The sequence below is a fragment of the Marispirochaeta aestuarii genome, assembly GCF_002087085.1.
Classification (GTDB): domain Bacteria; phylum Spirochaetota; class Spirochaetia; order JC444; family Marispirochaetaceae; genus Marispirochaeta; species Marispirochaeta aestuarii.
This window is the reverse complement of sequence record NZ_MWQY01000008.1, coordinates 74,283-100,869: the sequence shown is the minus strand read 5'-3', so window position 1 is coordinate 100,869 and position 26,587 is coordinate 74,283. Positions and strand designations below refer to the sequence as shown.

Annotated in this window: 23 protein-coding genes; 8 read left to right on the top strand and 15 right to left on the bottom strand. The window is 55.7% G+C overall.

All coding sequences use genetic code 11. The annotated features are described in order from the left end of the window. Nucleotides 1-3: 3 nt before the first annotated feature. Entirely contained in the window at nucleotides 4-1,245 is a 1,242-nt protein-coding gene (locus B4O97_RS08450) for an EAL domain-containing protein (protein WP_083049990.1), read from the bottom strand. Between the two features lie 254 nt (nucleotides 1,246-1,499). Between B4O97_RS08450 and argA the strand changes: the two genes are divergently transcribed. From argA to B4O97_RS08435, 3 genes are read left to right on the top strand one after another with little or no spacing between them, the layout of a single operon-like run. Further along, nucleotides 1,500-2,825: an amino-acid N-acetyltransferase gene (argA, locus tag B4O97_RS08445; protein WP_083049988.1), complete on the top strand. Its 1,326-nt coding sequence runs from the start codon at nucleotides 1,500-1,502 to the stop codon at nucleotides 2,823-2,825. Next, nucleotides 2,822-4,726, top strand: coding sequence for a methyl-accepting chemotaxis protein (locus B4O97_RS08440; RefSeq protein WP_083049984.1), 1,905 nt, complete (start codon nucleotides 2,822-2,824; stop codon nucleotides 4,724-4,726). Before argA ends, B4O97_RS08440 begins: the two co-directional genes overlap by 4 nt. After that, the gene (locus B4O97_RS08435) at nucleotides 4,713-5,780 is read left to right on the top strand and encodes an NAD(P)-binding domain-containing protein (RefSeq protein WP_158084215.1); all 1,068 of its coding nucleotides are present in this window, start codon (nucleotides 4,713-4,715) and stop codon (nucleotides 5,778-5,780) included. The genes B4O97_RS08440 and B4O97_RS08435 overlap by 14 nt, the downstream gene beginning before the upstream one ends. Here B4O97_RS08435 and B4O97_RS08430 read toward each other — a convergent pair. The 3 genes from B4O97_RS08430 to B4O97_RS08425 are packed head-to-tail and all read right to left on the bottom strand — an operon-like array spanning nucleotide 5,777 to nucleotide 8,421. Beyond that, nucleotides 5,777-6,538: a TSUP family transporter gene (locus B4O97_RS08430; RefSeq protein ID WP_198947038.1), complete on the bottom strand. Its 762-nt coding sequence runs from the start codon at nucleotides 6,536-6,538 to the stop codon at nucleotides 5,777-5,779. The two genes, B4O97_RS08435 and B4O97_RS08430, sit on opposite strands and share 4 nt — an antisense overlap. A gap of 38 nt (nucleotides 6,539-6,576) precedes the next feature. Next, nucleotides 6,577-6,894 carry a DUF6951 family protein gene (locus tag B4O97_RS19615; protein WP_198947037.1) on the bottom strand — a complete coding sequence of 106 codons (318 nt, stop codon included), beginning with the start codon at nucleotides 6,892-6,894 and terminating at the stop codon, nucleotides 6,577-6,579. 45 nt (nucleotides 6,895-6,939) lie between these two features. Further along, nucleotides 6,940-8,421, bottom strand: coding sequence for an HDOD domain-containing protein (locus tag B4O97_RS08425; RefSeq protein WP_158084214.1), 1,482 nt, complete (start codon nucleotides 8,419-8,421; stop codon nucleotides 6,940-6,942). Between the two features lie 106 nt (nucleotides 8,422-8,527). Between B4O97_RS08425 and ilvY the strand changes: the two genes are divergently transcribed. Beyond that, nucleotides 8,528-9,406, top strand: a complete 879-nt coding sequence (gene ilvY / locus B4O97_RS08420) for an HTH-type transcriptional activator IlvY (RefSeq protein WP_083050146.1) — start codon at nucleotides 8,528-8,530, stop codon at nucleotides 9,404-9,406. Between the two features lie 12 nt (nucleotides 9,407-9,418). Then, the gene (locus tag B4O97_RS08415) at nucleotides 9,419-9,898 is read left to right on the top strand and encodes a sterol desaturase family protein (RefSeq protein WP_198947036.1); all 480 of its coding nucleotides are present in this window, start codon (nucleotides 9,419-9,421) and stop codon (nucleotides 9,896-9,898) included. A 194-nt stretch (nucleotides 9,899-10,092) separates the two neighbouring features. Here B4O97_RS08415 and B4O97_RS08410 read toward each other — a convergent pair whose 3' ends face one another. After that, nucleotides 10,093-10,797, bottom strand: coding sequence for a fumarylacetoacetate hydrolase family protein (locus B4O97_RS08410; protein ID WP_083049972.1), 705 nt, complete (start codon nucleotides 10,795-10,797; stop codon nucleotides 10,093-10,095). A gap of 10 nt (nucleotides 10,798-10,807) precedes the next feature. Continuing rightward, nucleotides 10,808-11,326 carry a phosphoribosyltransferase gene (locus tag B4O97_RS19320; RefSeq protein WP_143305615.1) on the bottom strand — a complete coding sequence of 173 codons (519 nt, stop codon included), beginning with the start codon at nucleotides 11,324-11,326 and terminating at the stop codon, nucleotides 10,808-10,810. A 93-nt stretch (nucleotides 11,327-11,419) separates the two neighbouring features. Here B4O97_RS19320 and B4O97_RS08405 point away from each other — a divergent pair, with 93 nt between their 5' ends. The 3 genes from B4O97_RS08405 to B4O97_RS08395 all read left to right on the top strand — a co-directional run bounded on the left by B4O97_RS08405 (nucleotide 11,420) and on the right by B4O97_RS08395 (nucleotide 15,792). Then, a complete protein-coding gene (locus B4O97_RS08405; protein ID WP_158084213.1) occupies nucleotides 11,420-12,421 on the top strand; it encodes a LacI family DNA-binding transcriptional regulator in 1,002 nt (333 codons plus the stop codon). Nucleotides 12,422-12,523: 102 nt separating this feature from the next. Then, nucleotides 12,524-14,308 carry an L-fucose isomerase gene (locus B4O97_RS08400; RefSeq protein ID WP_083049969.1) on the top strand — a complete coding sequence of 595 codons (1,785 nt, stop codon included), beginning with the start codon at nucleotides 12,524-12,526 and terminating at the stop codon, nucleotides 14,306-14,308. Nucleotides 14,309-14,310: 2 nt separating this feature from the next. Further along, nucleotides 14,311-15,792, top strand: a complete 1,482-nt coding sequence (locus B4O97_RS08395; protein ID WP_083049967.1) for a rhamnulokinase — start codon at nucleotides 14,311-14,313, stop codon at nucleotides 15,790-15,792. Nucleotides 15,793-15,813: 21 nt separating this feature from the next. On the opposite strand, the gene B4O97_RS08390 is transcribed toward B4O97_RS08395, so the two are convergent. From B4O97_RS08390 to B4O97_RS08350, 9 genes are all read right to left on the bottom strand, one after another. Then, nucleotides 15,814-16,137, bottom strand: a complete 324-nt coding sequence (locus B4O97_RS08390) for an L-rhamnose mutarotase (protein WP_083049966.1) — start codon at nucleotides 16,135-16,137, stop codon at nucleotides 15,814-15,816. Between the two features lie 94 nt (nucleotides 16,138-16,231). After that, a complete protein-coding gene (locus B4O97_RS08385) occupies nucleotides 16,232-17,335 on the bottom strand; it encodes a substrate-binding domain-containing protein (protein WP_083049964.1) in 1,104 nt (367 codons plus the stop codon). Nucleotides 17,336-17,384: 49 nt separating this feature from the next. Further along, a complete protein-coding gene (locus tag B4O97_RS08380; protein ID WP_096348860.1) occupies nucleotides 17,385-18,617 on the bottom strand; it encodes an ABC transporter permease subunit in 1,233 nt (410 codons plus the stop codon). 17 nt (nucleotides 18,618-18,634) lie between these two features. Further along, the gene (locus tag B4O97_RS08375) at nucleotides 18,635-20,113 is read right to left on the bottom strand and encodes a sugar ABC transporter ATP-binding protein (RefSeq protein WP_083049961.1); all 1,479 of its coding nucleotides are present in this window, start codon (nucleotides 20,111-20,113) and stop codon (nucleotides 18,635-18,637) included. Between the two features lie 117 nt (nucleotides 20,114-20,230). Beyond that, complete coding sequence (locus B4O97_RS08370; RefSeq protein ID WP_083049959.1) at nucleotides 20,231-21,229, bottom strand: substrate-binding domain-containing protein; 999 nt, start codon at nucleotides 21,227-21,229, stop codon at nucleotides 20,231-20,233. Further along, entirely contained in the window at nucleotides 21,226-23,010 is a 1,785-nt protein-coding gene (locus B4O97_RS08365; RefSeq protein WP_083049958.1) for a cache domain-containing sensor histidine kinase, read from the bottom strand. Before B4O97_RS08365 ends, B4O97_RS08370 begins: the two co-directional genes overlap by 4 nt. Continuing rightward, entirely contained in the window at nucleotides 23,007-24,572 is a 1,566-nt protein-coding gene (locus B4O97_RS08360; protein ID WP_158084212.1) for a response regulator, read from the bottom strand. Before B4O97_RS08360 ends, B4O97_RS08365 begins: the two co-directional genes overlap by 4 nt. A 93-nt stretch (nucleotides 24,573-24,665) precedes the next feature. Continuing rightward, on the bottom strand, nucleotides 24,666-25,517 hold the full coding sequence (locus tag B4O97_RS08355) for an amidohydrolase family protein (RefSeq protein ID WP_083049954.1): 852 nt from the start codon (nucleotides 25,515-25,517) through the stop codon (nucleotides 24,666-24,668). Beyond that, nucleotides 25,514-26,563 (bottom strand): aldo/keto reductase, encoded by a 1,050-nt coding sequence (locus tag B4O97_RS08350; protein WP_083049952.1) that lies wholly within the window; start codon nucleotides 26,561-26,563, stop codon nucleotides 25,514-25,516. Before B4O97_RS08350 ends, B4O97_RS08355 begins: the two co-directional genes overlap by 4 nt. Between the last annotated feature and the right edge of the window lie 24 nt (nucleotides 26,564-26,587).

Genomic DNA, 26,587 nt, shown 5'->3' with positions numbered 1-26,587 from the left:
TGTCTATCTCGGGTCCCGGCTGCCGCCGTAATCAATGTCGATACAGAGAATGAACTCCTCCCCCGATTTACCGCGGAAGCCCTGGGATGCGGTAATACAGAGCTCCCCCGTGGCCTTGGATATGTAGGGTTCGGTTATGTAACAGGTATCAAGTTCTCCCCGACGCAGTACGTAGCTCTTCAGGGAGTGGTCGGTTCCTTCCGGTGCCGGGGCGAAAAGCCGGTGCTCTTTTTTGGTGAATCCCTTCTGTACGATGGTTCCGGTTATCTGATGTCCCCTGGAATCGAGAAGATAGGCGCAGCGGGCAAAGCGGGTGGACCTGAGAGAACTTTTCAGAATCCTGGTGAAATCAGGCCTGTCCGCAGCCATAAGTCGTTCGGTCAGGCGGCCCGCCAATGCCCGGTGGGTTTCCGCCAGCAGACGTTCCTGCTCCTTGCGTTCAATGGAACGCTGGGCGTAGGTTTCGGCAAGGTCCTTTATTTCCAGGTGTTCAGAGTCCTGGTATTCTGCAAGGCTCAGGGGGCGGCAAAAATAGAATCCCTGCAGCATGTCAACACCCAGCTCCAGACAGGTAAGGGCTTCCTCCTTCTCTTCGATACCTTCGGCGATGGTCAGTGCACCGATACGGTGGGACAGCAGGATCAGCGCCTTGCAGACCTCCTGCTTGTGATAGCCCCGGTAGATACCGCTGACCAGGGAGCGGTCGATCTTGATGATGTCCGGCTTCAGAAGGGATATCCGTTCCAGATTGGAATGTCCGGCCCCCACATCATCCAGGGCAATCAGAAATCCTCTATCCCGGTGATGGTGAACGAAGTACGAGAGAGCGTCGATATTCTCGACCCGGGATTCAATGATCTCCAGGACAACCTGGTCGGGGGATACCCCAGCTTTGAGTATCGACTCATTCAGAAGACGGATGTCATCGAGCCCCCTTTCGATCATTTCAGTGGAAATATTCAGGAACAGCAGGGGAGCCGCGGAGCTTCCTTCAGGCAGCGAGGCGTAGCTCTGAACCGCTGTGCAGAGGGCGTGGCGGTCCAGCTGGGTAAAGCGGCCGTTATCCCTGGCCCGTCGGAAGAGCTCCTCCGGCTGAACCTCTTCCGCTGAAATTCCGGCATATCCCCGTGAGAGGGCTTCTATACCGATAACGCAGTGTTCCCGCACCGAATAGATGGGGTGAAAACGGGTGAAAACCCGGACGCTGGTTGTCAGGTTGTCCTTTATGGAGAGTGCAATATTCATGATGTCCACTTATCAAGCAATATCCGTGCCTATCCTGATCAAATCGTGATACAGCGTGGTAATTATTGTACCGATAATCAGTTAGCGGGGAATCACTGGTTTTCCTGTACTTCAGGATACTTTCTCCGTATCCTACAGGAGGGTAGGAGAAATGCAATAAAGGTACCGAAAGGTACGAACAGGGAAATATCCGGCTCCGGAGTGCTGATACGCAAACAATGGGGAGTATGGTACAATGCCATAACGAAAAGACTATGAGAAACAACGATATCAAGGAACATGTTGAGTTGATCCGTGAGGTTTTCAGCTATGTCCACCGCTTTGCAGGTGCAACCTTTGTCTTCAAGGTTGAATACGAGGTTGCCGAGCATCCGCTTTTCCCGGTGCTGGTCAAGGACCTTGCCCTCCTGCACGGGATGGGAATCCGGACGGTGATTATTCCAGGTGCCACAGGACGCATCAACGAGGTGCTTCAGCGCTACGGTATCGCCACCGAATCGGTGGGGGGCGTGAGGATTTCCTCCCCCGAGGCGATACCCTTCATTAAAATGGCTGCCTTTGACGTCTCAAACCAGGTCATGACCCTGCTGGCCGCCCACGGAGCCAACGCGGTGGTGGGAAACTGGGTCAGGGCCCGCAGCATGGGGGTAATAAAAGGAGTCGATTACGGATCAACCGGGGTAGTCGAGCGTATCGACACTGAACTGGTGAACAAGATCCTCGACGAAGGGCTTATCCCCATTCTGCCCTGCATCGGCTGGAATGCCGTGGGAACCCCCTACAACATCTCTTCCAACGAGCTGGCCAGGGTCGTTTCCTCCCAGCTGCAGGCGGAAAAACTCTTTCTCCTGCTTCCGGAAGAGCGCCTGGACGCGGGGGATTTTACCTTTCCCGAGGGCATCACCTTCAATCCGGAAGGGCGCATCTCGCGGCTGGATATCCATACCGCCGAAGCCTTTCTCGATATCAACGCTTCGAGCAGCGATCCCCGCCTGCAGTACGTAAAGCTGGCCTGTGAAACCTGCCGGAGGGGTGTGCCCCGTGTCCATATTGTGGACGGCAGGGTGGAGGGGGTCATTCTGAAGGAGATCTTCTCCAACCTTGGTGTCGGGACCATGGTTCACGGTAACGATTACGATTCCCTCCGGCCCATGCGGGAGGAGGACATTACCGATGTGCTGCGCATTATGGAACCCTTCGTTGAACGGGAGATCCTGATCCGCCGCACCGGGGCGGACCTGGAACGCGCCGCCGGGGATTACGTCGTCTACGAGATGGACGATTCCATCCACGGCTGCGGCGCCCTGCACCGTTACTCCGACGGATCCGGGGAGATCGCCGGCATCGCCGTGGATACCCGTTACGACCGCCTGGGTATCGGATTCAAGATCGTATCCTACCTGGTCGAGGTGGCCCGCAGGGAAGGCCTCAAACGGGTTTTTGTGCTGACCACCCAGACCTCCGACTGGTTCCAGCGCCTGGGTTTTGTGGACGCCGATCTGGATCAGATCCCTCCGGAGCGGCGGGAGCGCTACGACCGCCGGAGAAACTCCCGGATTTATCAAAGGATACTTGAATGAAAGAAAAGTCCTCCATTTTGACGAAAGTTTTCTTCTATAACCTGATTATTCCCCTGCTGCTCGGTGGAATACTCAGGGAATTGCTGGTCGCGCTTTATAACCCCTACAAGGTACTCGATCTGCAGGGAAGGCTGCTTCTGGGGATTCGTCCCACGACCTATCTTATGGTGCTTGGATTCGGCATCATTGCGGCGGGGGTAATAAGCCGTATGCTGCAGCCGCTGCTGCGTTTTCTGGAGACCGGGGTGCAGACTCCCGCGGCCCGCCATGCAGCCCTCAGGATCAACTGGTTCCTGATCAGCATTCATGCTGTTTTCTGGCTGGTCGGTGTTACCTTGATGTACGCTTTCGTTTTCAAATGGCAGTCTCCCGGCGGCTATCCCTATCCTGTTGCGCTGTTCAGCGCGGTTTCCATGGGGCTTGTCACGGGAATCTGGACTGCCCTGACGGTGAACAATGTGCTGTTTCCCGCAAAAGAGCGGCTCAGGATGACCGAGATAGCCCAGGGCGAGATTGACCGCTTTCTTGTAATGAAGGATTACCTGATCCTCGTCTCCTCCGCCTTTGCCCTTGGGGCTTTTCTGTTTATCGTCTCCGAGTTTTACCGGACTGCGGATCAGATTCCCGCTGCTTTTCCATCCCCGGTACTCAGCTTCTGCGGGATGAGCCTGCTTTTTACCGGAATAGCCCTGCGTATGTTTTCCCTTTCCCGCCGGGTCGACCGTTTTCAGCTGAGGAGGATCCGGGAACGTCTGGAGGAGTTGAATGCCGCCGAGGGCGACCTTACCCGCCTGATCCCCCTGGTGAATTTTGACGATGTGGGCAGGATTTCCGCCGGAACAAACGCCTTTATCCATAAACTGAACAGCATGATCGGAAAAATCAGGCAGCTGGTTCAGGAACTCTCCTCCTCCGGGGGAGAGCTTTCGGTAGCTGCGGGAGAAAGTTCCCGAATCATGGAGAATGTCCGGGGACTCGTGAGCTCCCTGAATGAGAGGACCATCGTTCATGCCGATACCCTCAAGGAAGCCACGGACTCTGTCCTTCATATTCTGGATAATATCAGGCATCTGGACGGGTCCATACAGGAACAGGCCGCCGGAGTCGAGGAGTCCTCAGCGGCCGTACGTCAGATGATCGGAACAATAGTGGAGATAAACCGGAGTTTCGAGGAGCTGGAAGCAGATTTTTCTTCCCTGGTCGGATTCGCCGCCGGAGGCAGGGAGAAGATCGAGATCGCGGTCGCCCAGGTCGGGAAGGTGGTACAGCAGGCTGAGAAGCTGAACGAGGCGAATACCCTCATCTCGTCCATTGCGGAACAGACCAATCTTCTGGCCATGAATGCCGCCATTGAAGCCGCCCACGCCGGGGAGCATGGGGCCGGTTTCGCCGTGGTCGCGGCGGAGATTCGCAGCCTGGCGGAGAACTCGGCCAACCATTCCCGGGAGATCCAAGGGCAGCTGAAGACAACCGTGGCGACCATCCAATCGGTTGTCTCCGCCGTCGAAGAGACCAAATCGGCCTTCACCAGCGTTCAGGAGCTGGTTGAGCGGCTTCATTCCCTGGAGCGGGAGATGCTCTCTTCCCTGGAGCAGCAGCGCATCGGAGGTGACGAGATTGTCGCGACCCTGACGGAGATCAACCAGATAACCTCTTCGGTCAGCAGCTCCGCCGGAGAAATAGCTGATGATGCGGGTACGGTAAAGAAGCACATGGAAGCCCTTGCGGAGATCAGCCGGGCCCTCCACGATGCACTTACCGAAGTCGGCGACGGAACGGAGCAGATGGAGGAGGCCATCCGCGGAATGGATGCGGTGAGCGGGGAAAATATCCGGCATATTGAAGGGATTACACATCAGGTACGACGTTTCAGACTGGATGGAGAAAATGAATCAGAATAAAAGCAGAGAACTTTCCACCAGGGTTGTTCTGGTCGGCGCCGGGCCTGTGGGCATTGAGGTGGCCGCGGGTCTGAAACGGGCGGGTATCGATTATCTGCAGCTGGAAAAAGGCCCGATAGCCTCGACTATCTACCGCTGGCCGCGGCATGCCCGGTTTTTCAGTTCCCCCGAGAGGGTGGCCATTGCGGGGATCCCCTTCAGTTCGCCCCACCAGGAGCAGCCTGCCCGGGAAGACTATCTGGCCTACCTCCGCGGCGTAGTGGAGACCCTGGACCTGAAGATCCTCAGTTACCACAGGGTAACGGAAATCAGGGGAAAAAAGGGCAGTTTTACCCTTCGAGCCGAGACTCTGCGGGACTCACTGAAGGTAAACTGTGAAAATGTGATCCTTGCAACGGGAGATATGGGAGAGTTCAACCGACTGGGAATCCCCGGGGAGGACCTGCCCCACGTATCCCACGTGCTGGAGGATCCCCATCTCTACTTCGGTAACCGGCTCCTTGTTGTGGGAGGCAAAAACTCCGCCCTCGAGGCCGCCCTCCGCTGTTTCCGCTCGGGGGTCTCGGTATCCTTGAGTTACCGCCGCAGCGGCTTTGACAGAAAACGGGTAAACTCGCGCCTGTATCTCGAACTTTCCATTCTGACCGCGAAGGGGGTAATTCCCTTCTACCCGGAAACCCTCCCTTCCCGTATAACTGAAGAGGGGGTCGAACTCTCCAGAAGCGACGGCAGCACCCTGTTTGTTCCCGCCGACTTTGTGCTTCTTGCCACGGGCTACCATGCGGATCTGTCTCTTTTTACAGATCTTGAAATTCCTCTGGACGAGGAGGGGGTCCCTCTCTATGACCCTCAGACCATGGAGAGTGCGGTTCCCGGGGTCTACCTTGCGGGCACCGCGGTTTCCGGTGCACGGCAGCGCTACAAGGATTTTATCGGGACCAGTCATTACCACGCCGCAGGAATTGTGCGGGACCTGGGAGGCGGAGATATTCCTGTGGGGACTATAGCCTCCCGGCGCTACAGCTTCTCCACTGAGGACATCGAAGCGGATTAAAGGAAGCGCCGTACCACGAGGTTAGCGATAGTCGCGGCGACAACGATAAGAAAGATGGTCCTGACAAAACGGGTGCCGTTCTTAACCACCAGGTGGGTGCCCAGCCATGCCCCGCTCAGCTGTCCAATGCCCATCAGGATACCCAGCAGGAACAACACCTTGCCCCCCAGGATAAAGACCGTGAGGCTCACGATATTGCTGGTAAAATTCATTACCTTGGTGGTCGCGGTGGCCCGCTTCAGGTTCATACCCAGCAGGGTGGCCAGGGCTATGGTCCAGAAGGACCCGGTGCCGGGACCAAAGAAGCCGTCGTAGAATCCGATGGCCAGGCCGAAGAGCAGGTAAAACCTGAAGACAGGTATTCGGGCTTCCACATCCAGCTCCCCCATCCGGGGGCTGAACAGGGTATAGAGGAAAACCCCCAGCAGCAGGACCGGCAGAACCATGTTCAGAAAGTCTGCCGGAATACTCTGTATGGCGGCCGTTCCCGCGGCGGCACCTGCAAGGGTAAAGACAATGCCCGTCTTCAGTTTGCGGAAGGAGATCAGGCCGCTGTGACGGTAGCGGAGCGAGGCGGTAAGGCTGCCGAAGCTGGCCTGGAGCTTGTTGGTTCCCAGAGCAAGGTGGGGAGGTATCCCGACAGAAAGAAAGAGGGGCAGGGTAATGATGCCGCCGCCCCCGGCGATGGAATCCACAAAGCCGGCGAAGAATGCGCCGGTAACCAGAAGCAGTACCTGAAAAGTTGTTACGTATTCCACCTGTTCCACCCGGCATAATGCCTGACTGTTTGTTCGCTTCAGTTGTGCTCGAATGTAAAACGCACGTCCTTCGGCAGGGCCAGGCCCGCCGCTGCCTCCACGGCTTTGATGATTGCCGAAGGAACCGGGCAGGCTGCGTGTTTGAAGTGTTCTCCTGCGGCTCTGTAGACGGGGGATTCCCGAAAACCGGCGAAACAGACCTGATACGCGTCGACTTCTCCCAGGGATTCTCCCAGAGCCTGGATACTCGGGCATTGGGACTCTATGCCCAGGCGTACCAGGCGTCCGTCTTCAGAAGAAGCCTCTATTCGTGTTTTCAAACCGCATATACCGGGATCAAGCTCCAGACGTACCATGAGGTCAGTCTACCCGTAAGAGGGCAGACTGACAATGCTGTATGATCAGTCCTGCACTTTTGACAGCCCTTCGAACTCCTCCTTGAGTTTCTGCAGCAGTTCCTGCTGTGAATCCGTACTGTGCAGGGAGAATCGATTCATAACCTCCGGAGACAGCTGGTCCGCGGAGGCCCTTCCCCGGTCCAGATCGTCGAGAAAGTTCGCCAGATAAACCGTCTGAACCAGATCCGTGTATTTTTTTGGGCATGCATCGGGAGTATGATGGTGCCGGATGGTCTCGGTGATTGCTTCGGGGTACTCCCAGCCTTCAGCCATCAGGGCGCCGACCTCTGCATGATGGGTACCGATGGCAAAGCGTTCGAACTCTTCAGGGGGTATTTTCTTCTCCGTGCTGAATCTCCTCAGTTTGTTGAAGAACTCGGGACTCAGGAAATCCACAAGTACCCTGCCCAGGTCGTGGAGCAGGCTTGATGAGTAGACTATCTCGTAGATTTTCCGGAGGGAATACCGGCGTGCAATGGATGAGGCGTAGACTGCAACCCTGTAGCAGTGGTTCCAGAGTTCTTCCATTTCGCCATAGCGTTCCACCATGATCTTTACCGTTCCGTAAGCGGTAATAAGGTCGCGGATTCCCTTCAGTCCCATCAGGGAAATTGCTTCCGATATGGTTTTGACCCTCCGATGAATACCGAAGGCCGCGGAGTTGACCATTCGCAAAAGTTCTGCCGCAAGGCCAGGGTCCATACTGATGGTATGTTCAATCCTGTTGAAAGCTACCTCAGGATCTTCAATAAGGCGCTGCAGGGTAAGAATATGTTCGGGAAACTGGGGAATCTGCTGAAGCTCTTCACGAATACGCCCGGTAAGATCGGAAAGATGCCGGACCACCAGGTCGTGCCGGGGAATACTGACCCTGGCCACGGTTGCGCCGTTGAAACCCTGAATTGAAAAGGCATTCCGGTCAAGCCCGATTTTGCGCAGCATCAGCACCAGCATGACAATACCTAGGCCTGCCCCTTCGCTGGAATCCAGGACCGTCTGGAAGGCCTCCTCGACGCTGGAAAAGCCCTGGGAACGGTTAAGTCGTTCGTTTATCCGCTCCTCCTCCGCCGGGGATATATGCACGTTGTTGGTTATGGTAATGTAAAAGTGGGTATCGTCCACTGCAAAGGTAGTCCGGACATAGAGTCCAGATTCCTTCAGGAGATTCTCGTATTCACCGATTCTGGAATAGACTTCCCCCTTGAAGCTCTGCATTCCCTGCTCATAATGTTCGGGATTGTTCAGATCCAGATTGTTCTGTTTGAAATACACCCTTTTGAGGTTTGCTTTCTTCGCGTTTTCTATGAGTTCCCGAAGGGCGTAGAAGAACTGAAAGTAATAGTTCTGCAGCTTGATCTTTCGCAGGTATAATTCGAGGATCTTGCCGATTCCCGCAATGGATGAGGCTGGAACCTTGTAGGCGGTCAGGTCTACGGGTTCGTATCTTTCGATAGAATCGATTACTCTTCGTATATCCAGAGCCATTGTGCTTACCGGATAAGAGTATATCACAGGAGAAAAGCAGGTAAAGGAAAAAACTTTTTTTAAGGGACTCCTGAACTCGTGGTATTTTGTTATAAGGATTTTCACTATGGATATATATGAGATGCGCTTTTTTCTGGCCGCCGCCGATACCCTCCACTTTGGCCGGGCCAGCCAGGTATGCAACATAAGCCCCTCGGCCTTGAGCAGGGGGATTCAGCGCATAGAAGAGGAGATCGGCGAGGCCCTCTTTGTCAGGGATCGCAAAGGAGTACGGCTGACGGATGCCGGCCGCCGCTTTCGCGAATATGCCAGGGGATCGATCGAAGGCCTGGAAGAGCTCAAGAGGAGCATTCATTCCGCGGAACTGACGGGGGAGATCCGTCTTTACTGTTCCGTTACCGCCTGTTACTCCGTTCTTCCCTCAATCCTGTCCCGCTTCAGGGAGGCCTATCCGGGAATAAGCATCAAGCTGCATACCGGGGCGGCCTCCGATGCTGTGGAGACCGTCAGTTCCGGGGATGTGGATCTGGCGGTTATAGCCAGACCGGATACCCCCATGCCGGGACTTTTGTTTCAGGAACTGACCACTACGCCCCTGGTTTTTGTCGCCCCCCGGCAGGAGTGGCAGTATACTGAAACCCTGGAGAAGGAGTTCATACCCTGGTCGGAGATTCCCATGATTCTTCCCGAACGGGGACTCATGCGGAAGCGGGTCCTCCGCTGGTTTCGGGAGAGGGGGGAATCCCCGAAGGTTTACGCCGAGGTGGCGGGAAACGAGGCCATCCTGGCCCTGGTATCTCTCAACTGCGGGGTCGGAGTGGTTCCCCGTCTGGTGGTGGAGAAGAGCCCCGTGGCGCGGAAGATCAGGATTCTGAAGGTACGACCGCCCCTGAAGCCCTATTCCGTCGGAATGTGCGTCAGAAAGGCTGCGATACAGTCTCCCACCCTGAGTGCCTTCTGGGGGCTCGGCGGGACGGGGGATTAAGGAGGTAATGTTGTGATACTGCGATGGCTCGGCTACGCCGTGGTTTTTCTTGCGTCCGCGATATTTTTCGAATTCGTGGCCTGGTTCATGCACAAATACGTTATGCATGGATTCGGCTGGTTTCTCCATGAGGATCACCACCGCCCACGGCACAGGCTGCAGAAGAATGACGTTTATGCTCTGGTTTTTGCCTTTATTTCGTTTCTGCTGATCTATAATGGTTTAAAGCAGGGGATCTACCTTATGGCGGCTTCGGGATTCGGTGTCGCTCTGTACGGTGCGGGATATGTATTGTTTCATGACATCATGTTCCATCGGCGAATCAAGCGGCTGCGGTACCGGCCGAAGAACTCCTATATGAAGCGGATAATCAATGCCCACCGGACCCACCATTCCACGGCAACCAGGGAGGGAGCGGTCTCCTTCAGCTTTTTGTACGCCCCGAAAAAGTACGCCGTCGACAGGGACACCAGGACAGGGGACTATACCTGAGGGTGACCATAAAAAAAATGCCGGTCCCCCGCTTTGCAGGCCACCGGCGTTATATATTTATGCCGGCACTCAGCCGGCCTTAGCTGTGTTGGGGCGGAAACGGTTCCTCTTCATGGAACACCTCCTTATCCAACAAGTTTCTTGATTCAGTCTAACAGGGCGGGGCCTCTTTGATCAAGCCTGGCGGGGGAGGACTATTCCTCCACAACCGGATTTTTCAGGATGCCGATACCTTCTATGTCGATCTCCACCGTATCTCCCTGCCTGATGGGTCCCACGCCGGAGGGGGTACCCGTGGCGATAATGTCTCCCGCATTGAGGCTCATGTTACGGCTGATGTAGTGTATCAGGCGGGCCACGGGAAAGATCATCTGCGAAGTCGATGCCTTCTGTACGACCCTGCCGTTCAGGCGGCACTGTACAGTGAGGTTCTGTATGTCCGCGATCTTTTCCCGCGGCACGACCACCGGGCCAATGGGGCCGAAGGTGTCCAGGGATTTTCCCCGGAACCAGCCGGAGGTGTCGGTTTTCTGGATGTTCCTGGCGGAGACGTCGTTGAAGCAGCAGAAGCCGAAAACGTGGTCCAGGGCGGACTCTTCGGGAATGTTTTTACCCCCCTTCCCGATTATCACCGCCAGTTCGGCTTCATAATCGACCCTGAGTTCAGGGAAGTTGTACTCCTTCAGGAAAGCGGGGATTACAATCTCCTCTCCCGGTCCGATGAGTACGTTCGGGGTTTTTGCGAAGATGACCGGTTCCTTGGGAATGTCCAGCTCCTTTGTGTCGTAGATGTTGCTCTCTTTTACGTGGTCCACATAGTTGAGTCCAACAGCAATGATTTTTCCCGGATTAATAGTGTACGTCTCCCTGCTGTCTGCAATGGGCAATACAATCGGCATAAAACCTCCTTTATTTGGCCGCCCGGTCGTGGGCGTCTATATCTTCGGCGTCCCAGGGGTACACCACCCAGAGGTCCTCGAGTTCCTCGCCGAAGAAGATCTTTGTGACCTCCGCCGGATACTCTCCCCGTTTTTCCTTGAGCTTGTTGTGAAGTACCGCCACGGCTATCTCCTGTGGATCGTGGGAAAGCAGTTCCTTAAGACAGTATTCCAGGGTGACCCGGGAATCGTCGATCTCGTCCACGAGGAGGATATTGCGCCCGGTGAGCTTTTTTTCAACCTCGTCGATCCACTGGATCTTCTGGGGGCTCTCCGCCGGCTTGTTGTCCGGGCCGTAGAGCCGCAACCCTACCGTCAGGATGGGCAGGTCCATATAGGTCTTCAGGATACGGGCGGGTATAAAACCCCCGGTACCGATGGCGACAATCAGGTCAGGTTTGAATCCCGAAGCACGGACCTGGTCCGCAAGGCCGGCTACGGTATGATGTATGTGCTGATAGGTAAAGTAGAGTTTTTCTTCGGTGTCCATATTTATCGTCAGCATACCCGGGGTGGGGCCGGGGATGCAAGGCAGGCTGGCGTCTTACTGGACAAATGCAATCGTTTACAGCAGAATATTTCCATGGCAGTTACCATCAAGGATGTTGCCCGTCTTGCCGGGGTCTCCACCGCTACCGTTTCCCGCGTTCTCAACCATGACCGCCGGATTGCGCCGGAGACCTTCAAGTCCGTAAGCGAGGTAATCGCCGCATCCGGGTACCGCCGCAACACAATTGCCCGGTCCCTGAAAACCAGTCGCAGCCATGCTGTGGGATTTCTGACTCCGGAGATTGCCAACGATTTTTTCATGTACATAGCCGAAGGGGTGGAAGAGAGACTGCAGGCGGAGGGCTATAGCCTGATCATCTGCAATACCGCGGAAAAGGCGGAGATCGAGGAGAAGCGGATAGACCTCTTAAGCGATCAGCGGGTCGACGGGGTTATCATAATCCCCGCGGGCAACACCGGAGCACACTATGCCGCACTGAGCGAACGGGACATTCCCGCAGTAGTCGTTGACCGGATGGTCGGCGGCTTCGACTGCGATGCGGTGCTGGTGGATAACATCGGCGGCAGTTATTCTGCAGCTCTGCGCTTTTTCGAGGCCGGGGTGAGGCGTATTGGCTTTATCGGGGGACGCCAGGATCTGACCACCGCCCAGGAGCGCTGGGAGGGGTTCCGGAGGGCTCATGAGGACCATCATATTAAAATTGATCCGGAGCTGGTCTGTTTCGGCGATTTCCACGTTGATTCCGGTTACGAGCTGGCCGGAAGAATGATGGCCCTGTCCGATCCTCCCAGGCATCTCTTTATTGCCAACTACTTCATGCACGTCGGGGCAACCCGCTATCTTCTGCAGAGCGGTACAGGTACGGTGCGGGGAATCCAGACCGCCGGTTTTGACAGCATGGATCTTGTGCCCCTGCTGGGTTTTTCCGCCTTTACCCTGTCTCAGCCCATGCGGGAGATGGGGCAGACCGCCGCGGAGCTCCTTCTCAGACGTATTCGCCGGCAATACGAGGGTCCCCCCCGTATCCGGCGTCTTCCAACGGGCATTATTACCCATCAAAGCATCTCCCCGTAATTTGTAGTTGCGTTATCGGGAAAGCTCTGTCATACTATTTATGCATGTAATCGATTACATGCCCATAAAAGCTATCAATCCGAAGGAAGCAAGGAGATAAAAATGGCAGAAAAACGACTATTTAACGCATTTCCCAAAGTAGGAATCAGGCCCACCATAGACGGCAGGCAGCGGGGTGTCCGGGAATCCCTGGAAGAGCAGACCATGAACATGGCCAAATCAGCGGCCAGACTGATCAGTGAAAACCTGCGTTATCCCAACGGCGATCCCGTGGAATGCGTTATCGCCGACAGGACCATCGGCGGGGTGGCCGAATCGGCCATGTGCGCCCGGAAGTTCGCCGACCAGGGGGTAGGCGTCTCGCTGACGGTGACCCCCTGCTGGTGCTATGGCACGGAGACCATGGATATGGACCCCTTTATTCCCAAGGCTGTCTGGGGCTTCAACGGGACTGAGCGTCCGGGGGCGGTGTATCTTGCGGCGGTACTGGCAGGCTATTCCCAGAAGGGTCTGCCTGCTTTCGGTATCTACGGTCGGGAGGTTCAGGATGCTGACGATACCTCCGTTCCTTCGGATGTCCGGGCAAAGATCCTCAGCTTTGCCAGGGCAGGACTTGCTGTGTCGATGATGCGCGGCACAAGCTACCTCTCCATGGGATCGGTATCCATGGGTATCGCCGGTTCCATCGTGAATGACAGTTTCTTCCAGGACTACCTGGGAATGCGAAACGAATACATCGACATGTCAGAGTTTATCCGGCGGATCGACGAGGAGATTTACGACAAGGAAGAGTTCGAAAAGGCCCTGGCCTGGACCAAGAAGTTCTGCAAAACAGGGCAGGATCCAAATCCTGCGGACCAGCAGCGCAGCCCTGAGCAGAAGGAGCAGGACTGGGAGTTTGTCGTCAAGATGTGCCTGATTGCAAAGGACCTGATGAACGGAAATCCCAGGCTGGCGGAACTCGGTTTCGGCGAGGAAGCCATGGGTCATAACGCGCTGGTGGCCGGCTTCCAGGGACAGCGCCAGTGGACCGATCACTTTCCCAACGGTGACTTCATGGAGACGATACTGAACACCTCCTTCGACTGGAACGGTCCCCGTCAGCCCTATATTGTCGCCACCGAGAACGACAGCCTCAACGGTGCAGCCATGCTCTTTGGGCATCTGCTGACAAATACGGCACAGATCTTTTCCGACGTGCGTACCTACTGGAGTCCCGAGGCAATTGAGCGGGTTACCGGACAGAAGATGAGCGGCGCCGCCGCCGGCGGTCTTATCCACCTGATAAACTCCGGCTCAACCTGCCTTGACGGAACGGGGGAGCAGCTGAAGGACGGCAAGCCGGCGATCAAACCCTTCTGGGAGATAGATGAAGATGAGGTTCAGGCCTGTCTTGCGGCCACGGAGTTCTGTCCCGCCGATGCCGGGTATTTCCGGGGAGGCGGATATTCCACCGACTTCCTTACCCGGGGGGGGATGCCGGTAACCATGTTCAGAATCAACATCGTCAAGGGGCTGGGCCCGGTACTCCAGATTGCCGAAGGCGAGACCGTACGCTTGAGCGATGATGTCCACCGGACCCTGGACGACCGCACCAATCCGACCTGGCCCACCACCTGGTTTGCCCCCCGTCTTACCGGGCAGGGTGCCTTCCGGGATGTCTATCAGGTAATGGCCAACTGGGGCGCCAACCACGGAGCCATCAGCTACGGCCATATCGGGGCCGATCTGATTACCCTGGCATCCATGCTGCGGATTCCGGTCTGCATGCATAATGTGGACGAAGAGAGGATATTCCGGCCGAGCTCCTGGAACGCCTTCGGTATGGAAAAGGAAGGCGCCGACTATCGGGCCTGCGGCAACTTCGGATCCCTCTATGGAGTCTGATTATGAGACCGAAAGGCGACATTCTCGCCTTCGACTTCGGAGCCTCCTCCGGACGTTGCATTGCAGGACGTCTGGAGGGGGATTCCCTGGAGGTCGAAACCCTTCACCGTTTCGAGAACCGTCCGGTCAGGCTGAACGGACGGTTCCACTGGGACATCCTGGCCCTCTACCGGGAGATCCTGGAGGCTCTTATAATCCACCGGCGGGATTTCGGCGGGGGAATTCTCTCCCTTGCAGTGGATACCTGGGGAGTGGACTACGGGCTTATCGGGAAAGACGGCAGGCTCCTGTCGAACCCCCGTCACTACAGGGACGTCCGAACCGAGGGGATACCGGAAAAGCTCTTTGCCCTCGTTCCGGAAAACGAGCTCTACGCCGCCGGGGGGATCCAGATGATGAGCATCAATACGGTTTTTCAGCTCTTTGCGGAGCGGGAGGAGAACCGGGAACTCTTCGAATCCGCCCGGGCGCTTGCCATGACTCCGGATCTGCTGAATTATTTTCTGACGGGTAAACTGCGGAGCGAACTCTCCATCGCTTCCACCAGCGCCCTGGTGGATCCCCGGAAACGTGACTGGAACCGGCCCTTGATCAGGAAACTCGGGTACCCGGAGGGACTTTTTACTCCCATAATTAAGCCCGGGGAAGAGCTGGGGCCCGTCAGCGCCGACGTGGAGGCCTTTACCGGTCTGTCGGGTACCAGGGTATTCGCGACGTGCTCCCACGACACCCAGTCGGCGATAGCCGCTGTTCCCGCGGAAAAAGAGGATTTTATCTACCTCTCCTCGGGTACCTGGAGTCTTATGGGGGTCGAGACCGATGAACCGGTCCTCAGTACCCGGGCGGCGGAACTCAGGATTACCAATGAGATCGGTGCCGGAGGGAAAATCAGCCTCCTGAGCAATATTATGGGGCTCTGGCTCATCCAGGAATGCAAGCGTATCTGGGACCGGGAGGGGAGGGTCTTCGATTACAGCCGGCTGGTCGAGATGGCGGAGTCGGAATTGTCCTTCGGGACGCTGATAAATCCCATGGATCAGCGCTTTACCGCGCCTGAAAACATGCCGGAGGAAATACGCGCTGCCGCGGCGGAGACCCGGCAGGAGGTTCCCCGGAAGGAGGGCCAGATAGCCTGCTGCATCTTCAAAAGTCTTGCCCTGGTGTATCGCAGGACCATGGAAGGAATCGAAGGACTCACGGGGAAGAAGTATCCGGTGATACACATTGTCGGCGGGGGAGTCAGGAATCGCCTTCTCTGCCGTATGGCTGCCCAGGCGACAGGACGTCCGGTTGTAGCAGGCCCTGCGGAGGCCACCGCCCTGGGGAATATCATCCTTCAGGCAGCGGGGCAGGGCCTGATTTCCGATCTGGCCGCAGGACGCCGTCTGGTGGCTTCGGCGGTCAAACCGGAACGCTACGAGCCCGGGACACGGACCGGGTGGGACGATGATTTCCGCCGCTTCTGCAGGCTCTACCCCGAATAGAACAGTCCTGCCCGGGGGACCCTATTCGAGGTGGAAGACCTCGTCCATCTCGGCCCACCATTCTCCTTCTTTCCTGGTCTTCAGGGGCTCCTGCATGGGCCCCATGATCTTCCACCACTCCCGGGTCAGCGGATCATCCGCCATCTTCTGCATGTCCTTATCAAAGTCGTTTCCCACGTATTCAAAATAGGCGAACAGGAAACCATCCTTGTGAAAGATGGAGTAGTTGCGTATATTGCACTCCCGGATTGTCGCGAGAACTCCGGGCCAGACTTCACTGTGATACTTGGCATAACTTTCCAGAACGCCGGGCTTCAGTTTAATAATCTGACCATGACGCTGCATTTTCTTCCTCCGTATACTAAAAACAGGCTGCCGGATTATCCGGCAACCTGCTTGTATCTTTAGCTTATGAACATTTTACACGTGTACTTTCGGATCAATCGTACAGGAGACCCTTGATGTCGGCATCATCCATGTTGTCGGCATTGTAGAATTTTGCGCCGGTATCAACATCGGATACGGGCTCGCCCTTGTATGCTTTGACGGCCAGTTCCACTGCCTTATACCCGATCTGGTAGGGATCCTGGGTTATGGAACCGAGGAAGTAGCCGTTCCGTACGGCGTTTTTCTGTCCAGCGCCGGCGTCGTATCCCACAACCGCCAGGTTCGGATACTGCTGGGGAAGGGCGGAACCGTCGTTGGTGGCTGCCAGAAGGCCCTTAACGGTCGCTTCGTTGGAACAGAAGATTCCGAGAATGTTCTGCTCCTTCACCTTGTTCAGAACAGCGGTGGAGGCGGCCATTGAGTCGCTGGCCGAGGCGGATGCGGGCACGACCATCTCGATCATGACCTTGTTGCCCGAGGTGGGGCTGTCAGAGGCGATGTAGGCGGGGTTTCCCATAACCTTGATATCGCTTTTTGCCATTCCGGCCTTGGACACAACGAGTTCCACCATCCGGTCCCGGAATCCGCGTCCGCGGCTCAGCAGGGATTCGCCGGAGGCATCCTGGTTCATGACTACAATTTTAACGGGATTGGCGGCGCTTGCCCCTTTGATTTTGTCACCGATCACCTCGAACATCTTTTCCGCAGCCACACCGGCGGCATTGTAGTTGTCGGTTGAGGCGTTGGCGTAGATCGATCCTTCCGGGGCTTCGGGAACGCCGGAGTCGAAACCGATTACCGGAATCTTCCGGTTTCTGGCCTCGATGAGCTGGTCGATTACCGAGTTGGTATCGAGGGCCGCCAGGGCTATGGCCGCGGGGGCCTTGGCCAGGGCGACATTGAGCATCTCCACCTGGTCCTGCACGTCGCTTTCCGAAGCGGGACCTTCAAAGGTCATGCTTACTCCCAATTCTGCAGCAGCGGCGGTGGCTCCAAGCTTTACCTGCTGCCAGAAGTCGTGCTGTTCACCCTTGGATACAACGGCGATGTAGGGGGTTCCGCTGTCTTTCTGTCCTGCGGCAAATGAGCCCAGGGAAAAGACTGTCAGCATGATCAGTGCAAGGATTGCGATACATGCTCTCTTGGATAGATTCATGAAATTCCTCCTGTTATTTTTTCCTGAATACACGTTCAGGGTATCAACCTTATTCTCCGGCCTCTTCTTCCAGCCGGCGCTTCAGTTCTTCCTCAGCCAGACGCTCTTCCCGTTTTATCTGCGTCTGGGTATGTTTCTGTTCACGTTTCATTTTTCTGAATTCATGGTTCCGTTCATGTTTCAGCCGGGAAATCTCTTTTTTGATTCCCTCCGCTTCGTCCCCGGCGACTGCGGAAAGACGCTGCTTCAGGGCTTTTATTTTTTCGTTCATGTCTGCCCGATACCTGTCCGCTGCGGAGAGGATGCGGATTTCCGAGGCCTTTTTATTGCGGTAGATATCCAGCAGAACGGCGCCGATTACAACGACCCCGGTAAAGAAGGTCTGGTAATGGGCCTGCAGGTCCATTGACGGAAGTCCGGAACGGAGCACGCTTATGATGTACACACCGATAAGGGTTCCGAAGATCGACCCGATCCCGCCGGAGAGGGAGGTGCCGCCGATTACCGCAGCGGCGATGGCGTAGAGCTCGAATCCCTGGCCCTGGGCGGGCATGACGGTGGTATAGACCGCAGGGAAGGCGATCCCTCCTATGCCTGCACAGACCCCGCTGGTAACATAGGCCATCATCTCCCATTTCTTTACGTTTATCCCGGAAAGCCGGGCGGCTTCCTTGTTGCTGCCGATGGCGAAGATGTAGCGGCCCATTCTGGTTTTTGTCAGGATGATGTAGGCAATCAATGCGACGAGCAGAAGGACCCCGGCTCCGGTGGGAATCGACTGATAGTCCTCGGTAATTATCTTGAATATGTTCTTGAACCAGCCGTCTTCGCCGGCACGGGTAGGAAAGGTCGCGCTTCTGACGTTGGATACGATGGAACCGATACCCATGGAGATCATCATTGTCCCGAGGGTTGCAATAAAGGGGGGAAGCTTCAGCCGGGAGACCATAATACCGTTGAAAACGCCGAAGAGGGTTCCGATCAGCAGGATCAGCAGAAGGGAAGCCCACATGGGCCAGCCCCATGTGACGTAGGCGGTACCGCCGATGATGGATGCGCACATCATCACGGTTCCCACGGAGAGGTCTATGCCGCCTGTTATTATTACGAAGGTTACTCCTATGGCTATGAACCCGATATAATAGGAGGCATCGAAGATATTTACCAATGTGGCATAGGAGAAGAAGTTCCGCCCGAAGAATCCGAAAAACAGATAAAGGATTACCAGCGCTGCAGGGGCCATAAGTTTTTGCAGACTCTTTTCACTGACTAGTTTTTTCATTGCACAAGACTCCTGTTTCAGTTACGCATGGTTGCGTATTTCATAATCTCTTCCTGGTTCGCTTCGCTTATATCGAGCTCGCCGGTTTTTCTTCCTTCGCACATGATCAGGATGCGGTCGCTCATGCGCAGAATCTCCGGGAGTTCCGAAGAGATCATGATGATGGACTTCCCGCTCTTAACCAGTTCGTTCATAAGGGTGTAGATTTCGCTCTTGGCCCCGACATCGATACCCCGGGTCGGTTCGTCGAAGATGAGGATATCGCTGTTTCGTATAAGCCATTTCGCGATGACCACCTTCTGCTGATTCCCTCCGGAGAGGTTCTTGAGCAGCTGTTCCAACGAGGGGGTTTTTATGTTCAATTTGTCCACGTACTCTCCAACCACTCTGTCTATCCGGCCGCTCTGTACGAAAAGGTTCTTGACAAAGGATTCATAGGTGGGGAGTATGGCGTTTTCGCTCACGCTCAAACCTAGGGCGAGGCCGTAACGTTTACGATCCTCCGAAAGGTAGCCTATGCCGTGGGAGACCGCGTCCATGGGGGAGCGTATTGTTACCGGCCGCCCCTTGACTTCGATAATACCGCTGTCGATGCTGTCTGCACCGAAGATGGCCCGGGCTGTTTCAGTCCTGCCTGCTCCCATGAGTCCGGCGAAACCGAGGATCTCTCCCCTGCGCAGCTCAAAGCTGACGTTCCTGACCATCCTGCCGGAGTTCAGGTCCCGTACCCTGAGCACAACCTCGGCATCCTGCGGCACGTTGCTCTTCTGCTTCGGCTCCTCGTAGATGACCCGTCCGACCATCATGTTGATGATCTCTTCCTTGCTGGTCTCCGTGGTATTTCGGGTGCCCACGTATTCACCGTCCCGGAGTACTGTTACCCGGTCGGTTATGCGGGCGATTTCGTCCATGCGGTGGGAAATGTAGATCATTCCCACCCCCCGGGAGGCCAGATCCCGCATAATGCTGAAGAGCTCGTCGATTTCCGCGTTGGTGAGGGCCGCTGTCGGTTCGTCGAGAATCAGGACCTTCAGGTCGTGGGATACTGCCCTGACGATTTCCACCATCTGCTGCTTGCCTACGGTCAGGTTTCCCAGGCGTTCGGTGGGGTCAATCTTCATGTTCAGGTGCCGGAAGAGCTCCTCGGTGCGCCGGTTCTGGTCTTTCTCGCTCAGGAACAATCCCCGGCCCTTTGTGGATTCCCGTCCTATAAAGATGTTCTGGGCAACCGTAAGATGGTCCATCATGTTCAGTTCCTGATGGATTATCCCGATTCCCATTTCCAGGGCGTGTTTCGGGTCGGAAGGATTGAAGAGCTGCCCCATGTAGAAAATCTCACCGGAATCCTTCGGATGAATACCCGTAAGCACCTTCATCATGGTGGATTTTCCGGCTCCGTTTTCACCCACAAGAGCGTGTACCTCTCCCGCGTAGAGGTCAAAATCCACCCCCTTGAGGGCATGGACTCCTGCAAATCGCTTGTCGATATTTTTCATTGACAGGATTGGTTCTTTTTTCAAAACTCGCGCTCCTTGGAATCGTATGACAATTGTCACAGCGTTTCCGGGATCGCGAAATCGAGAATTTTACGGACTATGTTGAATATATTCCGGTTATTCCGGATGCCCCGCGTTCTGAACGGGAAAGAGGAGCTCCTGGTATTCCCTGCTGAACATGTTTTCCCTGGTTATCAGGATGGATCCGGTATCTATAAAGGAAGGAATCGGATTTCCAAGAAGGAATTCCGCCGCGCTTTTTACCGACATGTAGCCCATATTGTAGGGTCTCTGGACCACCAGGGCGTCAATGACTCCCGCTTCAAGATAGGCAAGCTCCTGCGTGGCATTGTCAAAGCCCACCACCAGTACCTCGTCCTGCGCTCCCTTCTCCGCGATCGCATCCCCGACGCCCAGAGCCGCGGCTTCGTTCAGGGCGACGATGCCTCCCAGCTTGCTGTTTTTCAGAAGTTCCAGGGTTGTCCTGTAGGCTTTTTCCTGCTCCACATCGATAAACCAGGTTCCGATTATGGTTTCCCCCTCCAGGGCATTTCTTACCCCCGCTTCCCGGTCAATGGCCGTAGCGGTCTCCTTGATATGGCTGACGATGGCGATCTCCTTTCTGGTCCGCGGAGCTATGAGTCTTTTCATCTCCCTGCCGGCCTTTTCCCCCGCTTCGATGTTGTCGGTGGCGACAAAGGAGACGGGGATGGTGGAATCCACAGCGGAGTCGAAGGTGATTACGGGTATACCGAGCTCGCTGGCCCGCTCAACGGAGGGGACCAGGCGCTTGTAATCAGTGGCTGCCAGCAGGATAAGCGGAGGGCGCTGTTCGATGATTTTATTGACGATCTCGATCTGGAGGTCTATCTCCTTTTCGAAGTGGGGTCCGCTTATTTCGTATTCCAGGCCGTACTCCCGGGCGGCTTCGACTATTCCCCGGGTGGCGACCTCCCAGAAGTCCATGGGTTTCCGTTCCCGGGATTTCATGATTATCTGAACGGGCTTTTCCAGTTTCGGCAATTCCGGGATGTTCTGGTCGAAGAAGAGGGAAAAGGTCATGAACAGAACAAGCGCCGCCATCAGGCTGAGGAGGGGAACGAACCATTTTTTCATACCGTGGACTCTCCTTTTCTCGCCGGGAAAACAATTGTTATCGTGGTTCCCTCTCCGCGGCGGCTTCTGCAGGAGATACCGAAATCCTCACCGAAGTAGAGCCTGAGCCGGGCGTGTACATTCCGGATTCCCACCCCCATGCCGCCCCGGGCATGACGCCCCTGCTCCATGAAGGGGTGCTGCAGGGCCGAGTTCAGAAGCCGGAGCTGCTCCGGTGCCATACCTCTGCCGTTATCCTGGACGGTAAACACGATTGTCTCGTCCTCCTTTCTGCCCCGGATGCTTATGCGGCCCTTTTCATCAATCTCCTTGATGCCGTGGTATATGGCGTTTTCCACCAGGGGCTGAAGGGTTATCTTCAGTATCTCGAACTCGTAGAGGCCGGGGTCCACATCGATCACGTAGTCGAATTTGTTCCGATAGCGCATCTCCTCGATGGTCAGATAGGATTGTACATGGTCTATTTCGTCCTTTATGGAGATCAGCTCCCGTCCCTTGCTGATGCTGATGCGGAAGAGTCGTGCCAGGGCGGAGGTCATGAGAACCACCGCTGAATTCTGCTGCATTTCTCCCATCCAGATGATTGAATCCAGGGTATTGTAGAGAAAGTGGGGATTTATCTGGGCCTGCAGGGCCTTCAGGTCGCTCTTCCGTTTGAGCTCCTGCTCCTGAATGTTCTCCTGCATCAGTTCCCGGATTCTTGTTACCATTATGTCGTACTCCCGGGCAAGCTCCTGGATTTCATCCGTTGCCCTGATACGGCCGACCAGCTGAAAATCTCCTGTATCGACGCTCTTCATGGTTTCCTGCAGCTGCCTGATAGGCTTGGTAATTCCCAGGGTGACGGTGTTGGTGGCGATTCCTACGATAAGAAAGAGTACAAGTCCTATTATGGCGTAACCGGCCTGAACGTTCCGCCATTCGGTGATGATGTCGTCGGATCTGAGGACGCTCACCATGTGCCAGCCGGTAAGGGGAGATGTGTCCACCATGAAGTAGCGTTCCCCGTCACTGTAGGTTATGCGTTCACTGTCTTCGACCAGGTTTATTATCCGGTCGATGGGTTCGTTTTTCAGGTCGCTGTAGACCAGCTGCTGGGTCGGGTGGAAGACGTAATTTCCCTGCTCGTCTATAACGAAGTTGTATCCTTTCTTGCCGATAACCATGGACTGGCACAGCTCCTGTATCCTGTTGAACTTGAGGTCTACAAGGAGTATTCCGGGGGTGCTTGCCCTGTGTCTGGTATTGATCTGCCGGCTCAGGGAAACCACCCAGGAGTACTGTCCCCTGACCAGATTCTGGACGTAGGAACCGGATACAACGGTTTTTCCTTCGGCGGCAAGGGCCTTTACATACCAGGGGCGGAGGGTATAGTCAGTCCAGGGGTTTATCTCCATATCCGGATCGCTGGATATAACGGAACCCCCGGGGGGAAAAATGAGTATTTCAGAGATGTCGTCCCGGGCCTGTATATAATGAGCCAGCATTGTCTCCACTGCGCTGCGGTCTCCTTCGATCCCATCTCCCTCCAGCAGACGCTGAAGTTCAGGATTCTCCAGAACCGCCGAAGCGATCTTTTCCATCCCCTGGATGTAAGAGTCTATCTGCCGGGTGAGCTGCCCCAGCATGGCCTGATTTGTTTCCAGGGTCGAGTTACGAACTGTGGTCAGGGTAAAGCGGAAGGCAACCAGCTGCATGATAAAGATGGTGGCGAAGATCATTACCGTAAAGGTGATATATATGCGGGAACCCAGGGTACCGAAGCTGATAAATCGTCTCATTGTTCAAGACTCTTCCGGTATTCCATGGGGGTCATGTTCGTGTTTTTCTTGAACAGGAGGGAAAAATACCGGGGGTCGGTATATCCTGTTCGCTCGGCGATCTCGTAACTTTTCAGGTCGGTGGTTTTGAGAAGCTGTTTGGCGGCATTGATCCTGAAGGAGGTCAGGTATTCCACAAAGGTCTGTCCCGTCCCCTCCTTGAAGAGCACGCTGAACTGGCTGGTGGAAAGGTAGAGCTGATCACACATCCTGCTCAGGGAAAAAGCCGGATCGGTATACTCCTCGGCGATTATCTTCTTCGCCTTCTCCACCCGGGAAAGCATCATCTCGTGACGCCGCTTTCGGATACAGCGTTCTATCTCCTCGATCATGCGATTGAAGAAGCCCTGGGCATCCCGCAGGGAATGGAAGCAGTCCGGCTGATAGGAGAGGAGGGACTGATCCTCCGGGGAAAGATCCATCTCCTGCAGAAAATAGAGCAGAATGGAGTGGAGCCGGATAAAATAGTATGCCGCCTCGTTCATGGTCAGATAGTGGTTTTCCAGATAGTGGAAGAGTTCATCCATCGCTTCCCGTGTCTGCCGCTCGCACCCGGCCTTGAGCTGATCGAGGATTCTGCCGGAATACAGGGTGAAGCCTTCGGGGGAGATGGTTTTTCTGTTCCGTACCTCGTCAATGAATACTATCTGGGAAAGACCGAGTACCCTGGAGTAATCCAGGGCGTTCCGGGCGCCTTCGAAGGCCCCCGGAAGATCCGCTAGGGAGCTGACAATACGACCGCATCCTGCGGCGATCTGGTCCTTCCGAAGCCGTGATACCTCCCTGTACGCACCCTGGGCAATTTCTCGGGTCTTGAAGGTCATGGCTTCTTCATCCTTTTCCTGAAGAAGCAGGACGAGGTTCTCCTCCTGGTCGGTAAAAACTTCATCATATTCGGCTATATCCGATCTGACGGATTCGGAGAGGGCGATCCGCTCCAGTTCACTCCAGAATACGGGGATCTCCAGCATCAGAACCTGATAAAAGCAGCCAAGATCCTCCCACTGGAAGTACTCCTTCCTCCTCTGTATGATCTCCGTTTCGAGCTTTCCCGAGGCAAGACGGTAGAGAAAACGCTCCCGCAGCAGGGGAAAGCTCTGCTCGAGTTTCTCCTTCATCTGTTCCTGCAGAGCTCTGGCGGCTTTTTTTTCGTCCAGCTCCTTTTTTACCTTTTCCAGGGCCGTTCCCAGCTCTGCGGCGGTTATCGGCTTCAGCAGAAAGTCCCGGACATGGTATTTTACCGCTTCCTGGGCGTATTCGAAATCATCGAAACCGGTAAGTATAATCACCTCGGTTTCGGGAAAGGTTCGGGAGATGTGGCCGCTCAGCTCCAGACCGTCCATTCGCGGCATGTTTATATCCGAGATTACCACGTCCACATGGTTGTTTTTCAGGTAATCCAGGGCCTGAACACCGTGTTCGAACATCCCCGCCAGTATAAAACCGTTCGTTTCCCAGGGCAGGCAGGAGGAGATGCCGTCGCGAATTATTGCCTCGTCATCCACAAGAATCAGTCTATACATCGAAAGCAGTATATCCCGGCTTTTCTGTGGCCTCAAGAAAAATACGCCCCGGGCCCGCTGCGGTCCCCGGGCTTTCTGCATTCCGGATGCTTCTCATGAAAGCCCCAGTCTGTATATTTTCTCCGCGTTCCCGGAGAATACAGCTTCCTTCTCGTCGGAACTCAGCCCGGCGCAGTAAACGGCCAGTGTCCGGTACCATTTCCGGTAGCTGGAGGCCAGCAGGCAGACCGGCCAGTCGCTGCCGAACATGAGCCGTCGGGCACCAAAGGCTTCAAAGGCTGTATCCAGGTAGGGCTTGAGGTCATCGGGGGTCCAGCTGTGCCAGTCGGCCTCGGTGACCAGCCCGGAGATTTTACAATACACGTTCTCCCTCCCGGCAAGGGCCTTCAGGTTTTTTTTCCAGGGGTGGAGCTCTCCCGCGGCGATGCGCGGTTTGGCAAGGTGGTCCAGAACGAAGATTTGCCGGGGATGGCGGTCCACGAACTCAAGGACCTCCGGAAGCTGCCCCTCGTTTACGAGGATATCGTACACCAGCCCGTAATTCTCCAAAAGACCTACACCGCGGTTGAAACTCTCCCCCAGGATGAAGCGGGGGTCCGGCTCATCCTCTACCACGTGTCGAACACCCACCAGGTGTCTGTCGGGTCCGCCTTCGACTCTGGATGCTATCTCCTTTTCCACGCTGTCGTTCTGTAAGGGGAACCAGCCGATAACGCCCTTTATGAAGGGGGAGTCCTTCGCCAGGGCCAGCAGCCGGTCGGTCTCTTCCAGGCTCTGCCGGGCCTGCACCGCCACGCATCCGTCGATACCCGAGGCGGCAAGCTCCGAATAGAGCATTTCGGGGGTAAAATCCTGTCTCAGTACGCTCATGTCCCGGCGTATCCAGTCATACTCCGCTTCGGAAAAGTTCCAGAGATGGTGGTGGGAATCGATGACCCTGCTCATCTGAGCTGCTCCGGCGTTACGGAGATCAGGCCCTGTTCAAGAAGGGTATCCCAGAACTCCCGGGGTGCCCGACTCTCCAGGCTGGCCACATTCTCTGCAATACGTTCAGGTCGTGTCGTATTCAGAGCGACTGACCTGACCGCCTTTGGAGCCAGCCCGAACTCGATGCAGGCCTCCGCGGGGCTTACCGCATACTGCCGGCACACCCGGTTGAATTTCTCCCGCCACCGAAACAGCTCCGGAGATCCCGATGGATCAACCGGTCTGTAGTCAAAGTAGGCTCCCCCCACCAGAAAGCCGGAATTAAAGAGGGCGGAGTTGATTACATAGACCCCGTTCTTATCCAGTTCCGCAATAAAGCTGAGAAGCTCCCCGGGATGGGTATATATCGTCAGACTGTCGGCCAGCATGATCCAGTCGACCTCAACCTTTTCCAGGACCTCCCGGATTACCCTCCAGTCCTTGGATCCGATTCCGATGGCGGCGGCATCACCGGAGCGTTTAAGATCTTCCAGGGCACGGTAGGCTTCCCGGATATCCCGAAATCGTTCTGCCCTGTCCGTCTCTGATGCTGCGGCCGCCAGGTACTCGTCAGGGTCATGGACCGAAAGCAGCTCTGCCCTGCAGCCCTCTCCCAGCAGGGTGTTCCCCTGCTCCCAGCACTCCAGGATTCCTTCGTAGCCGATGGATTGCACCGCGTCATGGTGCAGGTTCTTCCAGACCCCGGGCTCAAAGGTCGGTTCCGTCTCCCGGAGGGGAATCCGCTTCCAGCCGAGCTTGTTGCTTATGACGATATCCCGGGCCTGTTTTCCCAGGCGTCGGAGAGCTTTGCCGATCTCTTCCAGGGCCAGACCGGCGCCGTATTTTCCGGCGCTGTCGATGCAGACCGGGGAGGGGATCGCCTTGAACCAGCCTTCAACGATCTGCTCTTTGGACTCGCCGTCGAGTTCACGATAGAGGTTTCCCAGGGCGCTGGTACCGAAGATCAGTTCGGGTACGCGGATCCCGGTTTTTCCAAGGCTGTGGTGCAGCTTTCTGGTATTCATTCTGCAATTATGAATCCCCCGGCT

Excerpts from the sequence above, each read along its gene's own strand:
- B4O97_RS08450 (WP_083049990.1), bottom strand. The coding sequence starts at position 1,245 with ATGAATATTGCACTCTCCATAAAGGACAACCTGACAACCAGCGTCCGG.
- argA (WP_083049988.1), top strand. The coding sequence starts at position 1,500 with ATGAGAAACAACGATATCAAGGAACATGTTGAGTTGATCCGTGAGGTT.
- B4O97_RS08440 (WP_083049984.1), top strand. The coding sequence starts at position 2,822 with ATGAAAGAAAAGTCCTCCATTTTGACGAAAGTTTTCTTCTATAACCTG.
- B4O97_RS08435 (WP_158084215.1), top strand. The coding sequence starts at position 4,713 with ATGAATCAGAATAAAAGCAGAGAACTTTCCACCAGGGTTGTTCTGGTC.
- B4O97_RS19615 (WP_198947037.1), bottom strand. The coding sequence starts at position 6,894 with ATGGTACGTCTGGAGCTTGATCCCGGTATATGCGGTTTGAAAACACGA.
- B4O97_RS08425 (WP_158084214.1), bottom strand. The coding sequence starts at position 8,421 with ATGGCTCTGGATATACGAAGAGTAATCGATTCTATCGAAAGATACGAA.
- ilvY (WP_083050146.1), top strand. The coding sequence starts at position 8,528 with ATGGATATATATGAGATGCGCTTTTTTCTGGCCGCCGCCGATACCCTC.
- B4O97_RS08410 (WP_083049972.1), bottom strand. The coding sequence starts at position 10,797 with ATGCCGATTGTATTGCCCATTGCAGACAGCAGGGAGACGTACACTATT.
- B4O97_RS19320 (WP_143305615.1), bottom strand. The coding sequence starts at position 11,326 with ATGGACACCGAAGAAAAACTCTACTTTACCTATCAGCACATACATCAT.
- B4O97_RS08405 (WP_158084213.1), top strand. The coding sequence starts at position 11,420 with ATGGCAGTTACCATCAAGGATGTTGCCCGTCTTGCCGGGGTCTCCACC.
- B4O97_RS08400 (WP_083049969.1), top strand. The coding sequence starts at position 12,524 with ATGGCAGAAAAACGACTATTTAACGCATTTCCCAAAGTAGGAATCAGG.
- B4O97_RS08395 (WP_083049967.1), top strand. The coding sequence starts at position 14,311 with ATGAGACCGAAAGGCGACATTCTCGCCTTCGACTTCGGAGCCTCCTCC.
- B4O97_RS08390 (WP_083049966.1), bottom strand. The coding sequence starts at position 16,137 with ATGCAGCGTCATGGTCAGATTATTAAACTGAAGCCCGGCGTTCTGGAA.
- B4O97_RS08385 (WP_083049964.1), bottom strand. The coding sequence starts at position 17,335 with ATGAATCTATCCAAGAGAGCATGTATCGCAATCCTTGCACTGATCATG.
- B4O97_RS08380 (WP_096348860.1), bottom strand. The coding sequence starts at position 18,617 with ATGAAAAAACTAGTCAGTGAAAAGAGTCTGCAAAAACTTATGGCCCCT.
- B4O97_RS08375 (WP_083049961.1), bottom strand. The coding sequence starts at position 20,113 with ATGAAAAATATCGACAAGCGATTTGCAGGAGTCCATGCCCTCAAGGGG.
- B4O97_RS08370 (WP_083049959.1), bottom strand. The coding sequence starts at position 21,229 with ATGAAAAAATGGTTCGTTCCCCTCCTCAGCCTGATGGCGGCGCTTGTT.
- B4O97_RS08365 (WP_083049958.1), bottom strand. The coding sequence starts at position 23,010 with ATGAGACGATTTATCAGCTTCGGTACCCTGGGTTCCCGCATATATATC.
- B4O97_RS08360 (WP_158084212.1), bottom strand. The coding sequence starts at position 24,572 with ATGTATAGACTGATTCTTGTGGATGACGAGGCAATAATTCGCGACGGC.
- B4O97_RS08355 (WP_083049954.1), bottom strand. The coding sequence starts at position 25,517 with ATGAGCAGGGTCATCGATTCCCACCACCATCTCTGGAACTTTTCCGAA.
- B4O97_RS08350 (WP_083049952.1), bottom strand. The coding sequence starts at position 26,563 with ATGAATACCAGAAAGCTGCACCACAGCCTTGGAAAAACCGGGATCCGC.